The organism is Streptomyces sp. NPDC033270 (assembly GCF_055576575.1).
This window is the reverse complement of the sequence record NZ_JBVIRA010000013.1, coordinates 36,162-55,802: the sequence shown is the minus strand read 5'-3', so window position 1 is coordinate 55,802 and position 19,641 is coordinate 36,162. Positions and strand designations below refer to the sequence as shown.

17 protein-coding genes and 3 pseudogenes are annotated in these 19,641 nt (G+C 68.8%); 12 read left to right on the top strand and 8 right to left on the bottom strand.

Annotated elements, in window-relative coordinates; translation table 11 throughout:
* Positions 1-4 precede the first annotated feature (4 nt).
* Together ACZ5XZ_RS19455 and ACZ5XZ_RS19450 are read left to right on the top strand one after the other, a co-directional pair.
* The gene (locus ACZ5XZ_RS19455) at positions 5-685 is read left to right on the top strand and encodes a PhzF family phenazine biosynthesis protein (RefSeq protein ID WP_468979540.1); all 681 of its coding nucleotides are present in this window, start codon (positions 5-7) and stop codon (positions 683-685) included.
* A 32-nt stretch (positions 686-717) separates the two neighbouring features.
* Positions 718-1,500, top strand: coding sequence for a phosphotransferase family protein (locus tag ACZ5XZ_RS19450; RefSeq protein WP_468979539.1), 783 nt, complete (start codon positions 718-720; stop codon positions 1,498-1,500).
* A 132-nt stretch (positions 1,501-1,632) separates the two neighbouring features.
* Here the strand turns inward: ACZ5XZ_RS19450 and ACZ5XZ_RS19445 are convergent, their stop codons facing one another.
* The 3 genes from ACZ5XZ_RS19445 to ACZ5XZ_RS19435 are packed head-to-tail and all read right to left on the bottom strand — an operon-like array spanning position 1,633 to position 4,375.
* Entirely contained in the window at positions 1,633-3,408 is a 1,776-nt protein-coding gene (locus tag ACZ5XZ_RS19445) for an IclR family transcriptional regulator domain-containing protein (RefSeq protein ID WP_468979538.1), read from the bottom strand.
* 5 nt (positions 3,409-3,413) lie between these two features.
* A complete protein-coding gene (locus ACZ5XZ_RS19440) occupies positions 3,414-3,986 on the bottom strand; it encodes an RNA polymerase sigma factor (RefSeq protein ID WP_468979535.1) in 573 nt (190 codons plus the stop codon).
* Between the two features lie 29 nt (positions 3,987-4,015).
* The gene (locus ACZ5XZ_RS19435) at positions 4,016-4,375 is read right to left on the bottom strand and encodes a hypothetical protein (RefSeq protein ID WP_468979532.1); all 360 of its coding nucleotides are present in this window, start codon (positions 4,373-4,375) and stop codon (positions 4,016-4,018) included.
* A gap of 264 nt (positions 4,376-4,639) precedes the next feature.
* Here ACZ5XZ_RS19435 and ACZ5XZ_RS19430 point away from each other — a divergent pair, with 264 nt between their 5' ends.
* On the top strand, positions 4,640-5,005 hold the full coding sequence (locus ACZ5XZ_RS19430; protein ID WP_468979530.1) for a hypothetical protein: 366 nt from the start codon (positions 4,640-4,642) through the stop codon (positions 5,003-5,005).
* A 128-nt stretch (positions 5,006-5,133) separates the two neighbouring features.
* Here the strand turns inward: ACZ5XZ_RS19430 and ACZ5XZ_RS19425 are convergent, their stop codons facing one another.
* Both ACZ5XZ_RS19425 and ACZ5XZ_RS19420 read right to left on the bottom strand, forming a co-directional pair.
* Entirely contained in the window at positions 5,134-5,814 is a 681-nt protein-coding gene (locus ACZ5XZ_RS19425) for a class F sortase (protein ID WP_468979527.1), read from the bottom strand.
* The gene (locus tag ACZ5XZ_RS19420; protein ID WP_468979526.1) at positions 5,811-6,623 is read right to left on the bottom strand and encodes a hypothetical protein; all 813 of its coding nucleotides are present in this window, start codon (positions 6,621-6,623) and stop codon (positions 5,811-5,813) included. Before ACZ5XZ_RS19420 ends, ACZ5XZ_RS19425 begins: the two co-directional genes overlap by 4 nt.
* A gap of 515 nt (positions 6,624-7,138) precedes the next feature.
* Here ACZ5XZ_RS19420 and ACZ5XZ_RS19415 point away from each other — a divergent pair.
* From ACZ5XZ_RS19415 to ACZ5XZ_RS19400, 4 genes are all read left to right on the top strand, one after another.
* On the top strand, positions 7,139-7,792 hold the full coding sequence (locus ACZ5XZ_RS19415; protein WP_468979524.1) for a GmrSD restriction endonuclease domain-containing protein: 654 nt from the start codon (positions 7,139-7,141) through the stop codon (positions 7,790-7,792).
* Entirely contained in the window at positions 7,792-8,079 is a 288-nt protein-coding gene (locus ACZ5XZ_RS19410) for a hypothetical protein (protein ID WP_468979522.1), read from the top strand. The genes ACZ5XZ_RS19415 and ACZ5XZ_RS19410 overlap by 1 nt, the downstream gene beginning before the upstream one ends.
* Positions 8,080-8,368: 289 nt before the next feature.
* Entirely contained in the window at positions 8,369-8,962 is a 594-nt protein-coding gene (locus ACZ5XZ_RS19405; RefSeq protein WP_468979833.1) for a transposase family protein, read from the top strand.
* Positions 8,913-9,788: an ISL3 family transposase gene (locus ACZ5XZ_RS19400; RefSeq protein ID WP_468979520.1), complete on the top strand. Its 876-nt coding sequence runs from the start codon at positions 8,913-8,915 to the stop codon at positions 9,786-9,788. Before ACZ5XZ_RS19405 ends, ACZ5XZ_RS19400 begins: the two co-directional genes overlap by 50 nt.
* A 34-nt stretch (positions 9,789-9,822) precedes the next feature.
* Here the strand turns inward: ACZ5XZ_RS19400 and ACZ5XZ_RS19395 are convergent.
* Positions 9,823-11,288, bottom strand: a pseudogene (locus ACZ5XZ_RS19395) (membrane-associated oxidoreductase).
* Positions 11,289-11,643: 355 nt separating this feature from the next.
* On the opposite strand from ACZ5XZ_RS19395, the pseudogene istA reads away from it, so the two are divergent.
* The 5 genes and pseudogenes from istA (at position 11,644) to ACZ5XZ_RS19370 (ending at position 17,076) form a co-directional block, all read left to right on the top strand.
* Positions 11,644-13,214 (top strand): annotated as a pseudogene (gene istA, locus ACZ5XZ_RS19390) (IS21 family transposase).
* Positions 13,211-14,010, top strand: a pseudogene (istB, locus tag ACZ5XZ_RS19385) (IS21-like element helper ATPase IstB). The pseudogenes istA and istB overlap by 4 nt, the downstream one beginning before the upstream one ends.
* 268 nt (positions 14,011-14,278) lie before the next feature.
* Complete coding sequence (locus tag ACZ5XZ_RS19380; protein ID WP_353597212.1) at positions 14,279-14,728, top strand: SRPBCC family protein; 450 nt, start codon at positions 14,279-14,281, stop codon at positions 14,726-14,728.
* A 320-nt stretch (positions 14,729-15,048) separates the two neighbouring features.
* Positions 15,049-16,149 (top strand): M20 family metallopeptidase, encoded by a 1,101-nt coding sequence (locus ACZ5XZ_RS19375; RefSeq protein ID WP_468979519.1) that lies wholly within the window; start codon positions 15,049-15,051, stop codon positions 16,147-16,149.
* Positions 16,150-16,194: 45 nt separating this feature from the next.
* Positions 16,195-17,076: a hypothetical protein gene (locus ACZ5XZ_RS19370; RefSeq protein ID WP_468979517.1), complete on the top strand. Its 882-nt coding sequence runs from the start codon at positions 16,195-16,197 to the stop codon at positions 17,074-17,076.
* 98 nt (positions 17,077-17,174) lie between these two features.
* On the opposite strand, the gene ACZ5XZ_RS19365 is transcribed toward ACZ5XZ_RS19370, so the two are convergent.
* Together ACZ5XZ_RS19365 and ACZ5XZ_RS19360 are read right to left on the bottom strand one after the other, a co-directional pair.
* The gene (locus tag ACZ5XZ_RS19365; RefSeq protein WP_468979515.1) at positions 17,175-17,924 is read right to left on the bottom strand and encodes an MBL fold metallo-hydrolase; all 750 of its coding nucleotides are present in this window, start codon (positions 17,922-17,924) and stop codon (positions 17,175-17,177) included.
* Positions 17,921-19,345, bottom strand: a complete 1,425-nt coding sequence (locus ACZ5XZ_RS19360) for a glycosyltransferase family 39 protein (protein ID WP_468979514.1) — start codon at positions 19,343-19,345, stop codon at positions 17,921-17,923. Before ACZ5XZ_RS19360 ends, ACZ5XZ_RS19365 begins: the two co-directional genes overlap by 4 nt.
* Positions 19,346-19,641 lie beyond the last annotated feature (296 nt).

The window sequence follows — 19,641 nt, the reverse complement described above, 5'->3', positions numbered from 1 at the left end:
GTGGGTGACTGATTGTGACGTGCTGCGCGTCTTCTGTGGTGCCGACGGCCGATACGGCAACGCGCTCGGAGTCGTACGTGACGGAACCGCCGTCCCTACGGAGGCCGAGCGGCTGGCCTTCGCCAGGAGAGCGGGTTTCAGCGAGACCGTGTTCATCGACGAGCCCGAGCGCGGGGTCATCGATATCTACACGCCCACCTCGAGACTTCCCTTCGCGGGGTACCCGTGCGTGGGCTCGGCCTGGCTGCTCGGCGTGCCCGCCCTGGTCACGCCCGCAGGGGTGGTGCGGACCCGGACCGAAGGGGAGTGCACCTGGGTCGAGGCGCGAGCCGAGTGGGCGCTACCGCGCCAGCTGCGGCGATACTCCTCCGCGGCGGAGGTCGACGCGCTGGCCGTACCGGAGCCCGGAGAGTGGATCTACGCGTGGGCATGGCAGGACGAGGCGGCCGGCGAGGTCAGGGCCCGCGGATTCCCCGGTCGCGGCGACGGCATCGACGAGGACGAGGCAACCGGCGCGGCGGCACTGCTGCTGACCGCGCGCCTGGGCCGGCCCCTGCGCGTCGCGCAGGGACGCGGCTCGCAGATTCTGACCGCCCCGCGGTCCGGCGGCCTGATCGAAGTGGGCGGCCGGGTAAGGAGGGACAGGCCGGTTTCCGGGGAGAAATCCGTTGGGCCCTGCTCATGAGCGCCGGCCGATGGGGCACTCACGCCATCGAGATGACCGCTGACCGTGTGATCAAGCGGTTCCCGAGGAAGGACGGTGGTCGCGCCGAGCGGGAGTGGCGGGCTCTGTCCTTGCTGGCCACGTACGCTCCGGGGCTGGCTCCGGAGCCCCGTGAGGCCGACCTCGCAGCTCCCGCGCCGGTTGTGGTGATGTCTCGACTTGCTGGTGTTCCCCTGCGTGACGACGCCGTCGAGGGCGAGAAGCTCGTTGCCTTGGCCGAGGCGGTCACCACTCTGTACAAGGCCGTGCCTGCCGACGTCGTACGCAAGCTCCCGCTCAGGCCAGGACACCAAGGCGAACTCGTCGCCCGCCTCGGTGAGTGGGCCGTGACAGTTCGCCCCCAGTCCGGCGGCCCGGTGCGGCAGGCCATGAACGCCGGGCTGAAATGGCTGGCCCAGTCGGGGCTGCGAGCCGACGCCCGGTGGGAGGGTGCACCGGTCTTTGGCCCGGGGGACGGCAATCTCGCGAATTACCTGTGGGACGGCGTCCGAGTCCAGGTCGTCGACTTCGAGGACTCGGGCCGTAGCGATCGGGCCTTCGAGCTGGCGGAAATCACCGAACACGTGGGCAGTTGGGTGGAGCACCCGTTCGACGTCTCGGCCTTTCTGGAGCGCTTCGAACTCTCCCTCGCGGAGACAGTACGCCTGAGGGAGTGCCGCCGACTGCTCGCCCTGGTCTGGCTGTTCCTGTTGGCGAGAGAGGCAGCGGAGCAGCCCAGAAACCCTCCCGGCACCTTGGAACGGCAAGCCGACCGGCTGTTGGCGCTGTTGGCCTGATGAGGAGATGCGCGCGCGGCCGTCCAGGGCTCGAAGCACCGGCAGGCCGTCCGCCGCGCAAACGAACGCGCGACGGACGGCCAGAAGACCACCGGGCTGCTTCGACGAAGAGCGGTACGAGGAACGCAGTGCTCAGCGGTGATGGGTGGCGAGTAACGGCAAGGCACGGGCCCCGGAGTGCGCGGTGGCCGGGCCGGGTTCCGGCGCCGCGCGAGTTGCTCGTGGTTGCCTGCCGGTCACAGGGTCCTCGGTCAGCAGAAGCGTCAGCAGGAGTGCCGCGGAGCGCTCGCTGAGGGCATGGGCGGTGGGCAGGAGCCGGTGGCGTTGTCCGGCGGGCAGGGACAGGGCCACACACGTGGCGCGTCCGGGAATGCCGAGCGGGAACGCCACACAGACTTCGTGGTGGGAGTACTCCAGGAGGTCGAACTGGGCGGCATGCGGACCGTGTCCGTCGAGGGCCTCGAAGAGAGCTCGGGGACTGGTGATGGTGCGGTCGGTGAGCTTGATCGGCCGGTAGCGCGCCAGATGGTCCATCCGGCCGTCGAAGTCGAGCTGGGCCAGCAGGCTCTTGCCGACGGCGCTGGCGTGCGCGGTGTCGCGGAAGGCGACGTACTCCGTCACCGCCGGCGCATCCGGCCCATAGGCGGACTGGAGGACTCTGACGTCTCCGGACATGTAGCCGCTGACATAGACGGCGGCACCGAGGCGGTCCCGCAGGCTGGTGAGGGTCCGTTGGAGTAGCTGTGCGCGCTGCTCAGGGTGGCGGGTCATGGCCATGAGGGGGCCCGGAAAGTGCGCGCCGGCGATGGTGGAGATCAGATGCTGCCCACGCAGCCAGTGCAGCAGCCAGGCGACCGCGGCGGGGGAGAGCCGGGTCCGGGTGGCCAGCGCCCTGGTGGTGATCCCGCCCGCGGCATCGACGAGGTAGAGGATGTCCAGGGCCTGGGCCGCTGCCCGCCACTGCTGCGGGGTGTCGATGTGTACGGGAGTGCGGCGGGCCATCTCCGTCAGCACGGCGGGACGCAGCGCATGGGCCGACCACCAAGGCTCGTCCCCACTGCCGTCGTTCATGTCCATGGAGCCGCTGCCGCCCTTCATGTCCCCGCTGCCTTCGCGCATGGTGGCGGCGGACGCGCACACGGGCTGCTCAGGTGGCAGCGGCAGCAGCAGGCCGTTGGCGGAGCCCGTGCTGCCGCATACCGGTGTGCGCCGCGGCTGCTCGGCCACCATGGTCTCGTCGGCCGACCAAGGCTGCGCCGGCCGTACGCGCTCGGAAGCGTCCTGTCGGCCCAGCCCCGTCGCCGGTACCCAGACCAGCTCGGCGCAGGCCGTCTCCGCTCCCTCCACGGCTGCGACCGTGGGCCGCTCACCCGCTCCCACGCCTTCCTGCTGCGTCGCAGGCTCGGCCGGCGGGTCACACCCGAGTCCGGCGCGCACCTCGTCGACGAACTGCGGATCTTCGAGCGCGGTATGCGCCGGGGACTCGGTGCCCGTGGGGCGTGCTGACGCCGCCAACAGCTCACGGGCGTCACCGTGCCCGTGCCGCGCGGCCTCCGCGACGAGGAACCGTACGCTCTCCTGTCCCTGGCCACGCACCCGCGCGGTCAGGGCGGCCAGCCGGAACAACGCCCCCGGGTGACCGGCCTCGGCCGCCGCGCCCAACCAGTCGGCGGCAGACAGCAGCTCGTCCCGGGCCAAGGCCTTCGACCCCAGCCGGTACAGCGAGTTGGCGTGCGCCCGCTTCTCGGGGGACAGCGCATACTCGGTGGTCAGGGGGCCGAAGTCGCCACAGGGCCGGTCCCAGAAGTCGGGTGCTCCGGTGAGCCGATCCAGCAGTTCCGCGAGCGCGGACGGGACCACTGGCGCCGGGCGCCCCGCCCCGTCGCGGTGGTCGTCGTACCTGCTCACATCCCTCACCTGTCCTTCTTTCCGTGCTGCTGCTTCTTTCGGTGCCCTTCGCGAATATGCCCGGCGAGTGTGCGCCTTAGATGCGAAACCGCCTTGTTCCGCAGATTGTGGAGACGGACCGCGGGTATACCGAGCTCGGCGACGATCTCCGGATCGCTCAGCCCCCGGCTCTGCAGGTCCACGACCTGCCGCCGGAGGCTCTCCGGCATCCCTTCGATCGCGGGGAGCACCAGATCCCGCAGGACCAGTCCGTCCTCCTCCGCGAACGCCCGCTGCTCCGGCACGGCGGCCAGCGAATCGCCGCCCATCAACACCAGCCGCCGGCCCGCACCTTGCTGATCGCGGGTTCGGTCGACAGCGAGATTCCGGGCCGCACGCCGCAGATACGCCACGACGTTCGTGTCCGCCGCGAGCCCTCCAGCAGCCGCTTTGGACCCCACACGCAGGAAGGCCTCCTGCGCGACGTCCTCGCAGGCGGCCAGCGACAGCACCGGATAGGAGTGCCGCAGCTTCTGCGGCTCGGTCGCCATGAAGTCCGAGTAGTACTCCAGCAGCCGCAGGCCCACGTCCGAGCCCAACGCCACAGCCTCCCCGGACAGGCCGTCGCCTACCACGGGCCCAGCCCCCCGCCCGCCCTACCGCCGCCGGCGGGATCGGCGCAGATCGTGATCCGCACCGCCATCCGGTGATCCCCGATCGGGTACTCCTTCCCGATCGGGTACGCCTCCACGATCGCGTACGCCTCGCCGGCCCCGTACGCCTCCGCGATCGGAAGACGGGCGGCACACCGGCAACGCCCCTCGATGGTTCGCGGACGCCCGGCCGTTCTGGACCGAGGCGTCCCCCCGTCGTCAGGGCTGCGCTTCCGAAGCAGGCGCACCAGGGTGCCCAGCGCGTTCACCGCGCTCACGGCGGCCGAGACGTACCCGGTCCACTCCAAGAACGGCGTCATGTATGTGGTCTCCATCTATTGGACTGGGACGCGGTGCGCGTCCTCGCCCCTCTGACGAGACCTGAGCACCACTTCTCCCTCCACCACCTCGCTCTTCACTCGGAGGAGTGAACTCCGGCCCAGGATTGACCAGTAGGGGAGCAACCCTCTGGGTGGCACGGTAACCACCACCCCGCGGGCGGCCGGGCACCTGTCCCCAGGGGCGGCTCACTGCGCGTAACAGGGGCCAGGGGTGGTCGTTGAGCAGGCATGACTACCCTTCGGAAGATCGTCACAGCCATGGGAACGACGGCTGCGGCCGTCGGCATCGTCTTCAGCGCGGGGCCGCCCGCGACCGCCGACGGCAAGTGGTGCAACCACTCCGTCTGCATCGAGACCTACGACACGGGGACGTATCTGGGCAGGGTGGAGGTGTCGGTCGTCAACACCAACCAGCCGCACAGGATTTCCGCACGCGTGTGGGTCACCAACGACAGCGCCGACCTGTGGAGCGCCCGCACCAAAGTCGAGGACGTCGCCAAGTTCCGCACCTACCGCGACCAGGCCTACCCGCAACGCCACTTCCCAGCCGGCACCCGGCTGTGCGCGGAAGGCTTCCGCGGCGGCGAGAGCGTCGGCCTGCCCTGCGTGACGCTCACCGACTGACGCTCACCGCCCGACGTCCCCACCCGGCCGGCGGCCCAGGAGCCGGAACGCGGCCAGGCCGCCGGCCAGGGCGATGGCAGACGGCCATGCTGCCCCCGAACTCCACTGCCGTTCCCGGCCCATTGGAGCTACTCCGCCTGACTCAGCTCGGCGAACACCACCACGTTGTCCGGGTAGTAGTGCTGCGACGCGTCGTAGTCGCCACCACAGGTGATCAGGCGCAGCCCCGCGTGGTCGATGTTCTTGTAGACCTCGATGGTGGGGAACTTGTCCTTCGGGTACTGCGCGACACGGCTGACGGTGAACTTCGCGGACCTCCCGTCCGCCCGCTCGACCTCGATCGCCGCACCGGCCCTCAGGGAGGACAGCCGGTGGAACACCGACGGCTTGCCGTTCCAGCTGACATGACCCGCGATCACGGCCGGGCCCTTTTCGCCGGGCGCCGGGCCCGGGGTGTACCAGCCCGCCTTGTCGGGGTCGACGGGCGTCTCCATCGTCCCGTCCTTCTTCTTCCCCAACGCCTCAAGGGTGGAGGAGATGTTGAGCGACGGAACGGAGATCCGCTGCGGGGCGGCCTTCCGCGCACCCCCCGTCCCCTGCTCACCGCCCTGACCGCTCTCCGCTCCCGTGCCCGCTCCTGTCCCCGTCCCCTTCTCCGTTCCGGACGCGGCCTGGCCGCCCTGTGCGGGCTGCTGCTGCCCGGCGGGCGGCGCCTGCGACGCAGGGTCCCCGCCCGCACACCCGCCGAGCAGCAGCAACGCCGCGGCCGCGGCGCAGGACAGGGCTTCGCGCCTTCCCCAGTTCCTCACGCGGCGCTCCGTCCGGCCGACTCGGCGGCAGCGGCGAAGCGCTTCCTGCGGCCCAGGACGAGCGCTCCGGCCGCCGCCACGAAGGCGAGTCCGCCTGCGCCCACCAACGCCCTGGGGATCTCCTGGCTCTCGGCCGTTCCGCCTCCCGTCTCCACGCCGCCCACCGGGATGGATCCGACCGCGGCGCCCTCGACGATGCCGCAGTTCGTGGGGGCGGTGGCTTCCTGGGGCAGTTTGGGATCGAGTTCGCTCTTGCCCACGCCGAAGTCGTACTGCTTGTTGCCGTTCGGGTCGATGCCGTGCTCCACCACGTGGAGGTCCTTGATGTGCTCGACCACGTCCTGGGACACCGGGATGCTGCGCTCGTAGGAGAGGTGGCCCCGGGCGTCCGCCTTGGGCATGCGGTCGACGGCGAGCCCGCTGTCCGGGCTGGTGTCGCCGTCGGTGGTGAGCGAGATGTTGATATCGCCGTAATGCACCGTGGCTTCGGTGTTGTTGATGATCCCGTCGCCGTCCGTGTCGGCGCTCGCGTCCGGGCACTGGAAGTCGTGACCGTCGGTGGAGCCGTGGAGGTGCTGGGCATGCGGCTGGCCCGGGACGAGCCCGTCCGACTCGATCTTCACGTTCAGCCGGTCGCCGTCGAGGCTGAGCATCACCGTGCCCTGGCTCCCCGAGTTGTTCAGGGGCTTCAGATTGATCTGGTACGCCTTGTCCCCGGCGAGAGCCGGAGCGGCGGTCAGACCCGAGAGAGCCAGGGCGACAGGCAGAGCGAGGACGGCGGCGAGGCGAGCGGTGCGCTGGGTTGTCACGGTCGTTCGTTCCCTTCCGGCGGTCTCCCCGTCGGGATCGCCGTGGTCTCGTCCGTAGGCCCGTACAACGCGGCTCCAGGCGGCCTGAATTGACCGTCCGGTGTTGCCCGGGCACAAGTAGCCCGTAGTACGAGGCGCGCTGAGACCGCGTTCAGCGCGCCGGTCGATGAGGCATCTTGCCTAAAAAACGACGGTTTCTCTTGACCTCTGGGCTCCTCATGTGCCATGGGGAGGATTCGTCTCCGGCGGCTGCTTGCTGTGTCTGCGACTCCACTGCTCAGCACCATGCGAGCCGGGCCCTCGACCATGCCCGCAGACGTCAGGGCGACCTTGCGGCGCGGGCCGCGCCGCCGCCGGACGGTCATTCATGGGCCCCACACCGAAATGCATCTCCGCTCACAGGGGGGCCGGGGCCCGGCCTCACCACGTCCCGGGTGCGGAGCCGGCGCCGGGGGACACGCCACCGACCGGGTGATGGCCCTCTGTTGAGGGAGGCCGTCCGGTACTTGTGACGCATGATCAATACACGCGCCCGGTGGTTAGTCGCCGTCGTCACTCTTGCGCTGGGCGCCGTGCTCGGCCCGGTCGCCGTCACTCCGGCCGCCGCGGTACCCACCCAGATGCCCGAGCCGCCCTCGGCGGAAGTCGTCCGCACGGAACTCGCGGACCTGACCATCGAGGCACCGCATTCCATGAACGGTTACTCGCGCGCGAAGTTCCCGCACTGGAGTCAGCAGGGAGAAAACTGCGACACCCGTGAGGTCGTGCTCAAACGTGACGGCCAGAACGTCACCCAGGACGCCCAGTGCCGGGCCGTCTCCGGTACCTGGCGCAGCCTCTATGACGACAAGACCCTGACGTCGGCGTCGCAGGTGGACATCGACCACATGGTGCCCCTGGCCAACGCCTGGCGCTCGGGCGCCGACAGCTGGACGACCGCCCGACGCAAGCAGTTCGCCAACGACCTGGAGCACTCGCAGCTGATCGCCGTCTCCGCCGGCTCCAACAGGAGCAAGGGCGACCAGTCGCCCGACCAGTGGACCCCGCCCAGCCGCGGCTACTGGTGCACGTACGCGCGCGCCTGGACGGACGTCAAGCACGTCTACCAGCTGTCGGTGACCCAGCCGGAGGCCGACCGGCTCGCCTCGATGCTCGACACCTGCGCCTGATGTCCACCGGACCCCAACGGCACGTCGACGAGGTGACCGCCGGCCCCGGCGGCGCGATGACCGACGAGGTGGGCGTCATCACCGGTGACCTCACCATCGCCACCGCCCTCCAGCCCGGCGGCCGAGTGGCGGTGCACATCCAGTACACCGGAGCCGAGGAGTGGTACACGCTCACCGGCAGCCCGGTCGCCGTGGCACCAGGTGGTCTGGAGGCCCTGCACACCGCCGTCGTGCAGGCCGTACGCCATGGCGGCGGGGCCGTCGTCCCCACACCCGGCCCTCGGTGACGGCCTACCGGAGGGAACAGTGTTCCCGCTCACCGCGACGCCCAGGCACCGCTCCTCGTAGGCCGCGGTGTCGGCGATGTCGGGGCGGCCGGCGCAGTGGGTGATTGGCTTTATTCACGAGTAGTGGGCTCTGGCACAGATCTTGGGGAGCGGTCGCGGAGTGTTACCTAGATGTTCGATTGCGAGGAGGCTGGCTCTGTGAGACGGCGTACGCCTTGCCGTCCGACAGCCAGAAGTGACGCTCCCTCAGGTACTTGTCGACGGCTGCTGTGGTCGGCTGCGGACGGTGATGGTGCTGGTCATGCAGACCGATGCACCGTTCTGGGAGTCGCTGGTTTTCGACGGGATTGACGATGTGGATGTCGAGACGGTGACGGCCGCGTTCGGCACGGTCGAGGTGGTCGCGAGTGGCCGTGCGGCCGGGGCTGCATGTCCGGACTGCGGCTGCTTCTCGGACCGGGTCCACGACCGGTACCAGCGCAGGCTGAAGGACCTTCCGCTCGCTGAACAGGGCTTCGTGATCCGGCTGACGGTCCGGCGCTTCATCTGCGGAGCGGCGGGCTGCCCCCGCCGGACGTTCACCGAGCCGTTCTCCCAGCTGGCCGCCCCATACGCAAGATTCACGACTCGTCTCAACCGTGCCTTGGAGAGCGTCGGGCTCGCGCTGGCCGGGCGAGCCCGACGCTCGGCTGGCGGCACAGCTGGGCTTCGCCACGGGAAGGACGACCTTGTTGCGCAGGGTCATGGCATTGCCCGATCCACGGTTCAGTACTCCGCGTGTGCTGGGCCTGGACGACTTCGCGATCCGTCGCGGCCCGACTTACTCCACCGTCTTGACCAGCGTCGAAGACCATCGCGTCGTCGATGTGCTCCCGACCCGTGAGGCCGGGCCACTGGCCGCCTGGCTGATCCGCCACCCCGGCGTGGAGATCATCTGCCGGGACCGGGCCGGCGCCTACGCTGAGGGTGCCCGGCGCGGTGCCCCCGGTGCTCTGCAGGTCGCCGACCGGTTCCATTTGTGGCAGGGCCTCGGACGAGCCGTGGAAACCTGCGTCGCCGCCCACCGCGACTGCCTGCGCAACCCATCGTCCACCGGCATGCTGCCGGAAGACACCAGACTGGTTTCCGGGCGACCACAGGACGACTCGGATCCCGTCGGCCGACGGGCCGAGCGTAAGAAGGCAGCACACGCCCTGGTCCACGAGCTCCTGGCCCAGGGTCACTCACGCCGGGCGATCGCCCGGCACCTGGGCTGGGGCCTTAATACCGTGCTCCGGTATGCGAACGCCGCACGCTGGCAGGACACCTTCCGCGAGAACCGGCCCCGACCGAGCAGGCTGGACCCCTACAAGCCCTACCTGGAGCGCCGCTTCGCCGAGGGATGCACCGGCCTGAAGGAGGTCCTGGCCCGCTGCCCCGAACTGGAACAGGCCGCCGAACACGTCCGCAACTTCGGCAAGATCCTTACCGACCGCCTCGGCACCACACTGCCCACCTGGATCGACGCAGTCGACGCCAGTCAGCTACCTGGCCTCACCGGCTTCGCGCTCCACCTGCTCCGAGACCTCGACGCTGTGACAGCCGGGCTCACTCTCAGCTGGAGCTCCGGCAGCATCGAGGGTGCCGTCAACCGCATCAAGAAGATCAAGCGGCAGCTCTACGGCCGATCCGGTTTCGAACTACTCCGCAAGATGATCCTCCTCCAATAACACTCCGCAAAGTGCTCGACCAGCGCCGAGCGGGTCATTGGCGGCTCACCGTACGGGTCACGCCCGCGACGATCGTCGTCGCCAGGATCCAGCCGGTGATGATCAGGGCGTACGACAACCACTGGTGCCAGCCGACAGGGGCGAATGCCGACTCCTGGCCGAAGCTGATGATCGGCAGGAGCAGGTCGAGGGTGTAGAAGACGGGGTTGAAGGCAGGCCCCTCGCCTGCCTTGACGGGGCTGGGGTGGTCCAGGCCGTACGCGATCGACCCGATGGCCATCAGCGACAACAGACAGACGGCCGCGCGCAACGGGCGGAAGCCGTAGCCGACGATGCCGTCCTGGAGGTACCCCCACAGTCGTCCGTACCAGGTGAGCGTGGTGCGCCGGCGGCGCTGCTTGGCAAGTTGGACGAGTCGGGCCGCATCGTCGTCACCGACGTGGCGGTAGGACGCCGCCAACTGCTCGTAGCCGTACGGCTCATAACGGTCGCCGTCCCGCTCCAGCATCGGAAGGCGCCTCTCGGCGGGCTCGTGTGGGGTGAGTACGGTGTATGTGAGATTGCTGATGAACACCTGGTCCGGCAGGGTCTTCGGTTCGACGTTCATGATCTCTATTCGAGAACGCCGCAGATTCAGGGCACCCTCGATGCGATCGCCACCGAGCAGCCAGAGTTCACCGATGACACAGCTGCTGGCCCGCAGTGCCGTGCCGCCCCGATGCGACAGGTGGGCGTGGAGCAGGTCGAGACGGCCTGATATGCGCGAGCCCCGGAGCTCGACCCCGCCCTGCGTACGCACGCGCCGTGCCCGCACGTGGGCTCCCACGTTGAGGTTCTGTGCGTCCAGTGCGGTGCCACCGGGCTGGTTGAGTTCGGCGTCCTGAACGTTGATCCGCCCGGCGATGGAGGCGCCGGTGAGTCGTACCTGTCCGTTCGCGCGCATCTCTGGCGCCCACAGGTCGGCACCGATCACGGCCTGGTTGAGCTGCAGCACCGGCTCGGAGTCGTCCGGCGCCGTGAACTCCGCCTCCTCCATGAACAACGCCCCGGAGACGTGCACCCCGCCGAGCCGCACCGGCCCCTGCATACGGCAGCCTGTCATCCGCAGCACCCCCTCGACCCTCAAGGTCTCCGCGGTCAGGCCCGGCAGAACCGACTTGCTCAGATTGAGCTCGCGCAGCTGGGCACCGTACAGGTCGGGAACGCCGTCGAATTGGCAGTGGCTCAGCCGGATGGCGGCATCGATCGTGGCGTGCTTCAGGTCCAGTACGCCGGTGATCCGCGCCCCGTGATCTTGAGCGCGGCGATCTCTTGCTCCTCCTGTGGAGCCTTGATGAGCAGTGCCCGCAGCACTCTCGCCCGCACAGTCCGCTCAGCGCCCCAGGCGTTGGCGAGCGCCGGATCCTCGTCCTCGGCGGCGCGAAAGTCCACGGACTCGCCTCGCGGAAAGGCCCGCCGTATACGCACTTCCGGCGACGTCAGATCGTTGGTCTCGCTCACGCCGGGACTCTGACGTGTCGCGTTCGAGCTGTCACTTGCCGCACACAGAACGTCATTTCTGCTCGAATCCCCGTCCCGCCCGGCCAGCACCGAGCCCGGCCCTCAATTTATCAACTGTGAGTTCATCACGATCTTCACCACCTCTCGAGCAGCGTCGAGGACCTCGCCGCGTCGTCCTCGATGCGTTCGTCCCCGACGTGGTCTCACGCGAACAGTCCCCTCCCAATCGAACATCGAGGTAACACTCCGCAACAGCTCCCCAAGATCTGTGCCAGAACCGAGTTTTGACAGCACTGGGGTACTTGCCAGGGCAGCATCGGGGTGCTTCTGGTGAAAGGTCCTGGTCATGTCACAGATGTCCAAGGTCGAGCTGTACGCGGCGATCCGGCGTGATCACCGCGCGGGCATGAAGATGCGCGAGCTTGAGCGCAAGTACAACGTGTCGTGGCGGACGGTCAAGAAGGCCGTGGACTCCGTCTGGCCAGAGCCCCGGGAAAAGCTGCCGCCGCGGCGGACTGCGCTGGATCCGTACAAGCCGGTGATCGACGAGATGCTGCGGGCGGACCTCGACGCGCCGCGCAAGCAGCGGCATACGATCACGCGGATCTTCCACCGGCTCATCGAGGAGCACGGCGCCGAGGTGTCCTACCCGATGGTCCGGCGCTACGTCTCCGACCGGAAGCCGGAGATCCTCGCGGCCTCGGGCAAAGCCCCGGTGGAAGCGTTCGTGCCGCAGACCCACCTTCCGGGCCACGAGGCGGAGGTCGACTTCGGCGATGTGACCGTGCGACTGGCCGGCGAGCTGGTGACCTGCTACTTGTTCTCGCTTCGGGCAAAGCCGTCCACCGGGTCTTCGCATCCTGCGGCCAGGAAGCCTTCTTCGAAGGGCACGTGCACGCGCTTCGCACGCTGGGCGGTGTCCCGCGAAGCAAGATCCGCTACGACAACCTGAAGTCGGCCGTCGCCCAGGTGCTCGGGCTGAACCGAGCCAGGGTGGAGACCGAACGGTGGATCGCCTTCCGTTCGCACTTCAACATCGAGAGCTTCTACTGCCGCCCTGGCATCGAAGGCGCCCACGAAAAGGGCGGAGTCGAAGGGATGATCGGCTACTTCCGTCGCAACCACTTCACCCCGGTGCCGGAAGTCGACTCTCTCGCCGAGCTGAACGAGATGGTCGACCAGTGGGACCTGCACGACGGGCATCGCCGGATCGGTTCGCGGCCGCGGACCGTCGACGAGTACTTCGCCGTCGAGCGGCCGCTGTTGATGCCGTTGCCGGAGGAACCGTTCGAGACGGGCCGGCTGTTCACGCCACGGTCGACCGCTACAGCCAGATCGCCGTTCGCACCAACCGCTACTCGGTCCCGATCCGTCTGATCGGCAAGCGGGTGCGAGTCGTCCGAGAGGCTGATCGCGAAAGGCAGCTGCCGCCTGGACCTGGACCACTATCTCGAAGCCCTCATCCGCAAGCCGGGCGCCTTTCCCGGTGCCACCGCTCTGGAACAGGCCCGGTCAGCAGGCAAGTTCACCCCGGTCCACGATGCCTGGTGGGCCCAGGCCCGCAAGGTTCACGGCGAGCGGGACGGCACCCGGGCGTTGATCGAGGTACTGCTGCTGAACCGCCACCTCGCCCACGAGCATGTCGTCGCGGGCCTGGCCACCGCGCTGCGGGCCGGCGCCCTGACCGCCGTCGCCGTCGCCCTGGAGGCCCGCAAGGCAGCCCAGACGGAGGACGAGCCAACCGGCGGCGCATCCATCCCGGCGGCTCCGGGGCAGACGTCGGCCACCGTCACGTCGCTGCACGCGTGGCGGCTCGCACACCTTCCGCCGGACACCAGACCGCTGCCGTCGGTGACCCCCTATGACCAACTGCTCCGTCGCCGCCGCACAAGCGGCAGTGACCACTATGAGGGAGAAGCACAGTGACCACCCTGCCCCGCCAGCGAGGCTTGACCGAGCAGGCTGCTGACGCCGCGATCGACACTGCCTGCCGCCTGCTGCGGCTTCCGTCGATCCGGAACGAGTTCAACGAGATCGCCGACCGGGCGGTCAAGGATCAGATGACCTACCGCGGTTTCCTTGCCGAACTGTTGATGACTGAGTGCGACGACCGGGCCCGCCGGCGTTCGGACCAGCGGATCAAGGCAGCCGGTTTCCCGCGGGAGAAGTCTCTGCGGGCCTTCGACTTCGACGCCAATCCGAACATCGACGCGGCCACCGTTCACACTCTCGCCAGCTGCGAATGGTCAAGAAAAGCCAGCCGCTCTGCCTGATCGGGGACTCCGGCACTGGCAAGTCCCACATGCTCATCGCCCTGGGCACCGAAGCGGCGATGAAGGGCTACCGCGTCCGTTACACCCTCGCCACGAAGCTGGTGAACGAGCTGGTCGAGGCCGCCGACGAGAAGCAGCTGAACAAGACCATCGCCCGCTACGGCCGCGTCGACCTTCTCTGCATTGATGAACTCGGCTACATGGAACTGGACCGCCACGGCGCCGAGCTCCTCTTCCAGGTGCTGACCGAGCGCGAGGAGAAGAACAGCGTCGCCATCGCGTCCAACGAGTCCTTCGGCGGCTGGACCAAGACGTTCACGGATCCCCGCCTCTGCGCGGCCATCGTCGACCGCCTCACCTTCAACGGCACCATCATCGAAACCGGCACCGACTCCTACCGCCTCGCCAGCACGCGGGCTCGGGCCGAAGAGCCTGCCGCAGCCAGCTGACTCCTGCGGGTTCCATCTCGACGGCCCGCCGCCCTCACGGGTTGCTGTTGGTCAATTCGGGCCGAGCGTGACGTCGGGCTCTGAGGCCTGGTTGTGGTCTTGAAGCCCGGCGTCGTCGTGCGGAGCGGGTGCCATGTCGTTGCAGCCGAGGGTGTCGGGGGAGATTCCGCCGCCTCGCGCGACCCTGGAGAAGCGCTGCCGAGCCTGAGATCAGACATGCGTTCGCCCCGGGCAAGGGTCCAGAATCCCCGGCGTCTAGGGTGAGCTTGTGCAGCATTTCGAGGTAGTGACAGCCGTCGCCGCACCCCCGGACCAGGTGTTCGCGGTATGCCTGGACGTGGAGTCGCACACCCGCTCGATGGCCGATTCGTCGGAGCGAGCGGTTGGCGGCAAGACCCGGGGCGAGCTGGCGCTCGGTGACACAGTGACCTTCCAGGCTCGCCACCTCGGCCTGACCTGGCGACTCAAGGCCCGCATCACCTCCTACGACCGGCCCCGAAGTTTCGTGGACGAGCAGGAGTCCGGACCCTTCAAGCGATGGCGTCACGCCCACCACTTCGAGCCGGACGGCGCCGGCGGCACCATCATGAGAGACGTCATCGACTTCGCCTCACCGCTGGGACCGGTCGGAGGCATCGTCGACAGACTCCTCCTGAGCCGCTACATGCCCCACCTCATCAGAATCCGCAACGCCTACTTGGCCAGCACTTTCGACTGAGTGGCCGGGCCAGGCGCCCCTGCTCCGCTGCAAACGGCCCGCACCGCCGGTGGATCAGAGCGGACGCGATGCGCCTCTGCCCAACAGAGCAACCCGACGGGACAGGGCGCCAGGGCCCGAAGTAACGAACAGCGTCCCCTCACGAGCGCCCGGCCGTCCCATGCACTGACGTCATTTCTCGTGAACATTCCCGAGCCCGTCGACCGCCAGCTGCTGCCCAAAGTGCTGGACAAACGCTGCTGCTGAAAGTGAACGAAGCCAGGTGATGTTCGTGATGCCGCGGGGCAGGGCCGCCGTGGCCTGCCAATTACCCTTGCAGCATGACGATGCACAAGACCGGCCGTTTGAGTGTTGACGCGATGCTCGAGGACCTCAGGACACTCGTCGAAGTCGAGTCTCCGTCGCGCGACCTCGACGCCTTGAGGGCCTCGGCCAAAGCGGTCGCCGCCGTCATCGAGGGCCGTCTCGGCGGGCAGGCCGTCCTCGTCGAGAGCGAGGCCGGCCCGCACGTCCACTGGTCGGCTGGCGGCGATCCCAAGGTACTGATCCTCGGTCACCACGACACCGTGTTTCCGCTCGGCACCCTTGAGCGCCGCCCGTTCATGGTCGAAGACGGTCGTGCGACCGGCCCCGGAGTCTTCGACATGCTCGGCGGGCTCGTGCAGGCCGTTCATGGCCTGGCGACGCTCGAGGACCGATCCGGCGTCGAGATCCTGGTGACCGCCGACGAGGAGGTCGGCTCCCACTCCTCGCGAGCGCTCATCGAAGAACGAGCCCTTGCCTGTGGCGCTGTACTTGTGATGGAGGGCGCCGCGGACGGCGGAGGCCTGAAGACCGGTCGTAAAGGCTGCGGCACGTTCGAGGTCTCGGTCGCGGGCCGGGCGTCGCACGCGGGCCTTGAGCCGGCAGCCGGGGTCAACGCCCTGGTCGAGGCGGCGCACCAGGTACTGGACATCGAGGCGCTCGGTCGCCCCGACCTCGGCACGACCGTCACCCCGACCGTCGCGTCCGCAGGGACCCTGGACAACGTCGTGCCCGCGGAGGCGACCGTCGTCGTCGACGTCCGGGTCGAGTCGGCCGGCGAGAAGGAACGCATCGAAGCCGCTTTCGCGGCACTGGCTCCCCATCTCGACGAGGCGGAGATCACCGTCCGAGGAGCGGTCGGCCGGCCCCCGATGCCCGAGTCCGCGTCGACCGAGCTGTTCGCCGTGGCGACGAGACTGCTTCCCGGCATCGAAGGCAAGGCAGTCGGCGGCGGAAGCGACGGCAACTTCACGGCCGCACTCGGGGTGCCCACACTCGACGGCCTTGGAGCGGTCGGGGGCGGTGCCCACGCCGACCACGAGTACCTGGTGGTCGACGTCATGGCCGAGCGGGCGAACCTTGTTGCCGGCCTGGTGAACGCGATTCAAGACGCGTAGTACGCCGCGTGGAAGAACGTCGATCAACCGTGTCGGGGGAGAAGAATGGACCAGCCGTCGGTTCCCGCCAGCATCACCACAGTGATCACCTCCGGGAAGCTGCCACCGGAACTGGGCGCATTGTTCACCCCTGCCGGAGAGTTGGCCGACGGGACGTACTGGTCCCATGTCGCCTCGGCCGTGGATGAATATCTGGCGGCCGGAGCCGTGGACGGGAACGTACGTGGTGCGGTTGCGCTCGCCGGGGCCTACGCCCACCTGGACGACCTGGAAGACTCCCCGGACCCGGAACAGATGGACGAGGACAACGACCGGGCCGTCGAGCTACTGAAGGAAGCCGAAGCCAACGGCGTCGACGAGGACGAGACCGCTGAGCTGTGGTGGTTTTCCGACCGCATGCGAAGCCGCGCAGCCGAACTCAGCGACTACATGGCGGAAACGGACGCCTATATCGCCAAGCACGGTGCGCTGCCGCACCAGCGGTTGGAAGCGAAGTTGAGGCCGGCGCACGACCTCTACTCCGCCGGCGATCGTGCCGCGGCACTCGCCCTGTTCCGTGAAGTCGCGGAAATCAGCCCCTGGGACAGCGAGTTCAGCGGCTGTATCGACCGCATCGATGTCGGCTGGTGCCGTCTGCTGCACGACGCGGCCCATGTCGAGGGACCAGAGGCGGCGCGGAAGATATGGCAGGAGGCCAGGGCGCATTACCGGGCGGCGAGGTTTCCGGTCACGACGCACTCCTGGCAGCTGGTCGAGATGCTGCTGGGCACAGGTGTGCCGGACATCATCGAGGTGATCATCTACGAGTGGCTGGAGGCCGCTGAAGAGGCCGGGGAGTCGGACGTGCCGGTGACCGAGGATCAGCACCGCATCTTTCAGCTCGCCGTGGCCGAAATCGAGGAATCGTCGGGAGCGGCTGGTGCTTGAGAGAGCGGCCGAGGCATGAGAGAGCGGCCGAGGCTGAAAGAAGGGTTGAGGACTGGTCGCCGCTCAGCCCCCTCCTCCTCATGAACCGCCAGGCCGGACTAGAGCCCGACCGTTTCGCCGAGCTTCGGGACATGGAGCCGCTCACTCAGACCGGCCTGCGCGAAGGCCGCCGTCAGGCTGTCCGCACCCTGAGTGAAGTGACCCCACTGTTCGAAGTGCAACGGCACGACCTGCCGCGCACCGAGGATCTCCGTGGCCCGCGCCGCGTTCGCACTGGACAGCGTGAGGTCCGCATCACCCACCAGCGGTGTACGGGCCGCCCCCACGAACAGCACCGCCACATCTATGGGCCCCGACCGCCGAGCGACCTGCCGCACGACGTCCAGCGAGGCGTTGTCCCCGCTGACGTACACCGTCGGCAGCCCGTCCCCGCTCAGCACGAAGCCGGTCACCTCGCCGACCAGGTGCTCGCTTCCGTCCGGCCCGTGCTGCGCCGGGGTACCCGTGATGCGGATGTCACCGATCGTGTACGTCTCCCAGTTGGGCAGCGCCCGCACCGGTCCGCCGAGCCGCTCCACTGCCGAGCGGGTGGAGAGAACGAGCGGGGCAGCAGCGGCGTACCCGCGTCCCGCCTTGTCGAGGTTGTCCGGGTGATGGTCGTGCGAGAGCAGCACCGCGTCGACTGCGCCCACCTCATCCGTACTCAGCGCGGGCCCGGCCAGCTTGACGAGCTTGCGCTCGCCGATCGGGTAGTCGCCGGGAGCGTCGAAGGTCGGGTCGGTGAGCAGACGCAGGCCGCCGTAGGCGATGAGCGCGGTCGGTCCGCCGAGGTAGGTGAGGGCGTTCATGATCGTGCCAGCGCGCTCAGCCGACCGGTTATTCCCGCCGGGTACCGCCACGAACGTCCGCTGAACCCCGCCTTGCACGACGATCCGGGAGCCGAGCCGCATGGTCCGTCGAACCCGGCCGGCCGGCGTCGTTCGTAGACGCTCACCTGACGGCCTCGCTCCGTACTGGTCGAGCGGCGAACGAAGTGTCTTTCGAGGACGCGTTGTTTGGTGAGGTCACGTGCCGTGTCGGGGGGCGGCGCCCCGGGGTCTGTGACGAGGACTATGCGCGGTGTGGCGAGCATGGCGCGCTCTATGGTGCGGGGGTCGGCCTCTATGCCCTTCAGGGTTCCTGACTCCTGCGGGCTCTGGGCCAGGGCCAGGTCCCGGAGGCCTTGGAAGGCGTCCGGTGAGACGAGGGCGGTGTCGCGGCGTGCGGCGGGGATGTAGACCACGCCGTCGCCTGCGTGACGGACACGGTCTACGAGGTGGGCGGCGGTGAGTACGTCGTCCACGCGGCTGTCTTCGGTACGCAGTCGGAGTTCCATCGGCAGCAGTGCCAACAGGGCGACGGCGACAACGGCGGGAAAGAGCACCCGGGGCTGTGCTTTGAGCCGCACCGCGATCGCGGCCAGCAGGGCGCCGAGCAGCAGTGCCAGCCCGACATAGGCGAACAGGACGTAGCGGGTGACGTAGAGAGGCTTGACGACCGAAACCAGCGCCAGGCCGAACTGGGGCAGCGCGCACAGTGGCAGCGCGACGGCCGCGAGGTGCATACGGGCGGAAGACGTCTCCTCGCGGCCGCCGCGTGTCGTGCGCGCCTGTGGTGTGCGAGCCTGTGGTGTGCGCGCCCCGAGGGCTGCGATCGCTACGGTGATCAGCACGCCGAGCACCGTCGACCAGCCCAGCGGTTTGATCCACGAGACCTGTCCGGCCTGGTCCTGGCTGGCCAGGATGAGCGGGAGAGCCGCGGCGAGGGCGCTGCAGGAGGCGAGCGCCCCCCCGATGACGCGGGCCCGACCGGGGCGGACGTACGCCACGGTGACACCGTGGGCGACCAGCGCGAGCAGCGAGAACCAGTTGAGCAGCGCGGCGATCAGCACCGAACCCGCATAGCAGGCCCATCGTCGACGGTTCGGCTGCTCCAGGGCACCTACCAGAAGCCAGGTCGCGAGTGCGACAAAGGCAAGGACGAGTCCGTAGGGCCGCCCTTCTTGGGCATGTTCCTGGACTGCGGGAACGACGACCAGACCGCACCCGGCACCGATGCCGACCCAGCGATCCGAGAGCCGGGCCCCGATCAGGGCGGTCAGTCCGCAGGCGATGGCGGTGGCGAGCACCGAGGGCAGTCGCAGCGCGAGCAGACTGTCGCCAAAGAGGGCGAACACCGCGTGCAACACCATGTAGTAGAGGCCGTGGACGATGTCCACCTGACCGACCATCTGCGCAATTTCGGCCAGCGGCCGATGGGCTGCCTGCCAAGTCGCCGCCTCATCCCGCCACATGCTGTGCTCGCGGGTGATGCCCCACAGGCCGAGACCGAGTGCGAGGCCGGCCGGGCCGGCCCAGACGGGTATGCGGCGGCGACTGGATATGCGCAGGCGACTGGATATGGGTATGCGACGGCGTTGCACGGGCCCCCCTGGCCGATGGCATCAGCTCGGCCCGGCAGCTGGTCCTGCCCCTTCGTCGCGGCCCGCTTCATCAGCCGGACGGCCGAGTGAAGATCGCCGAATTC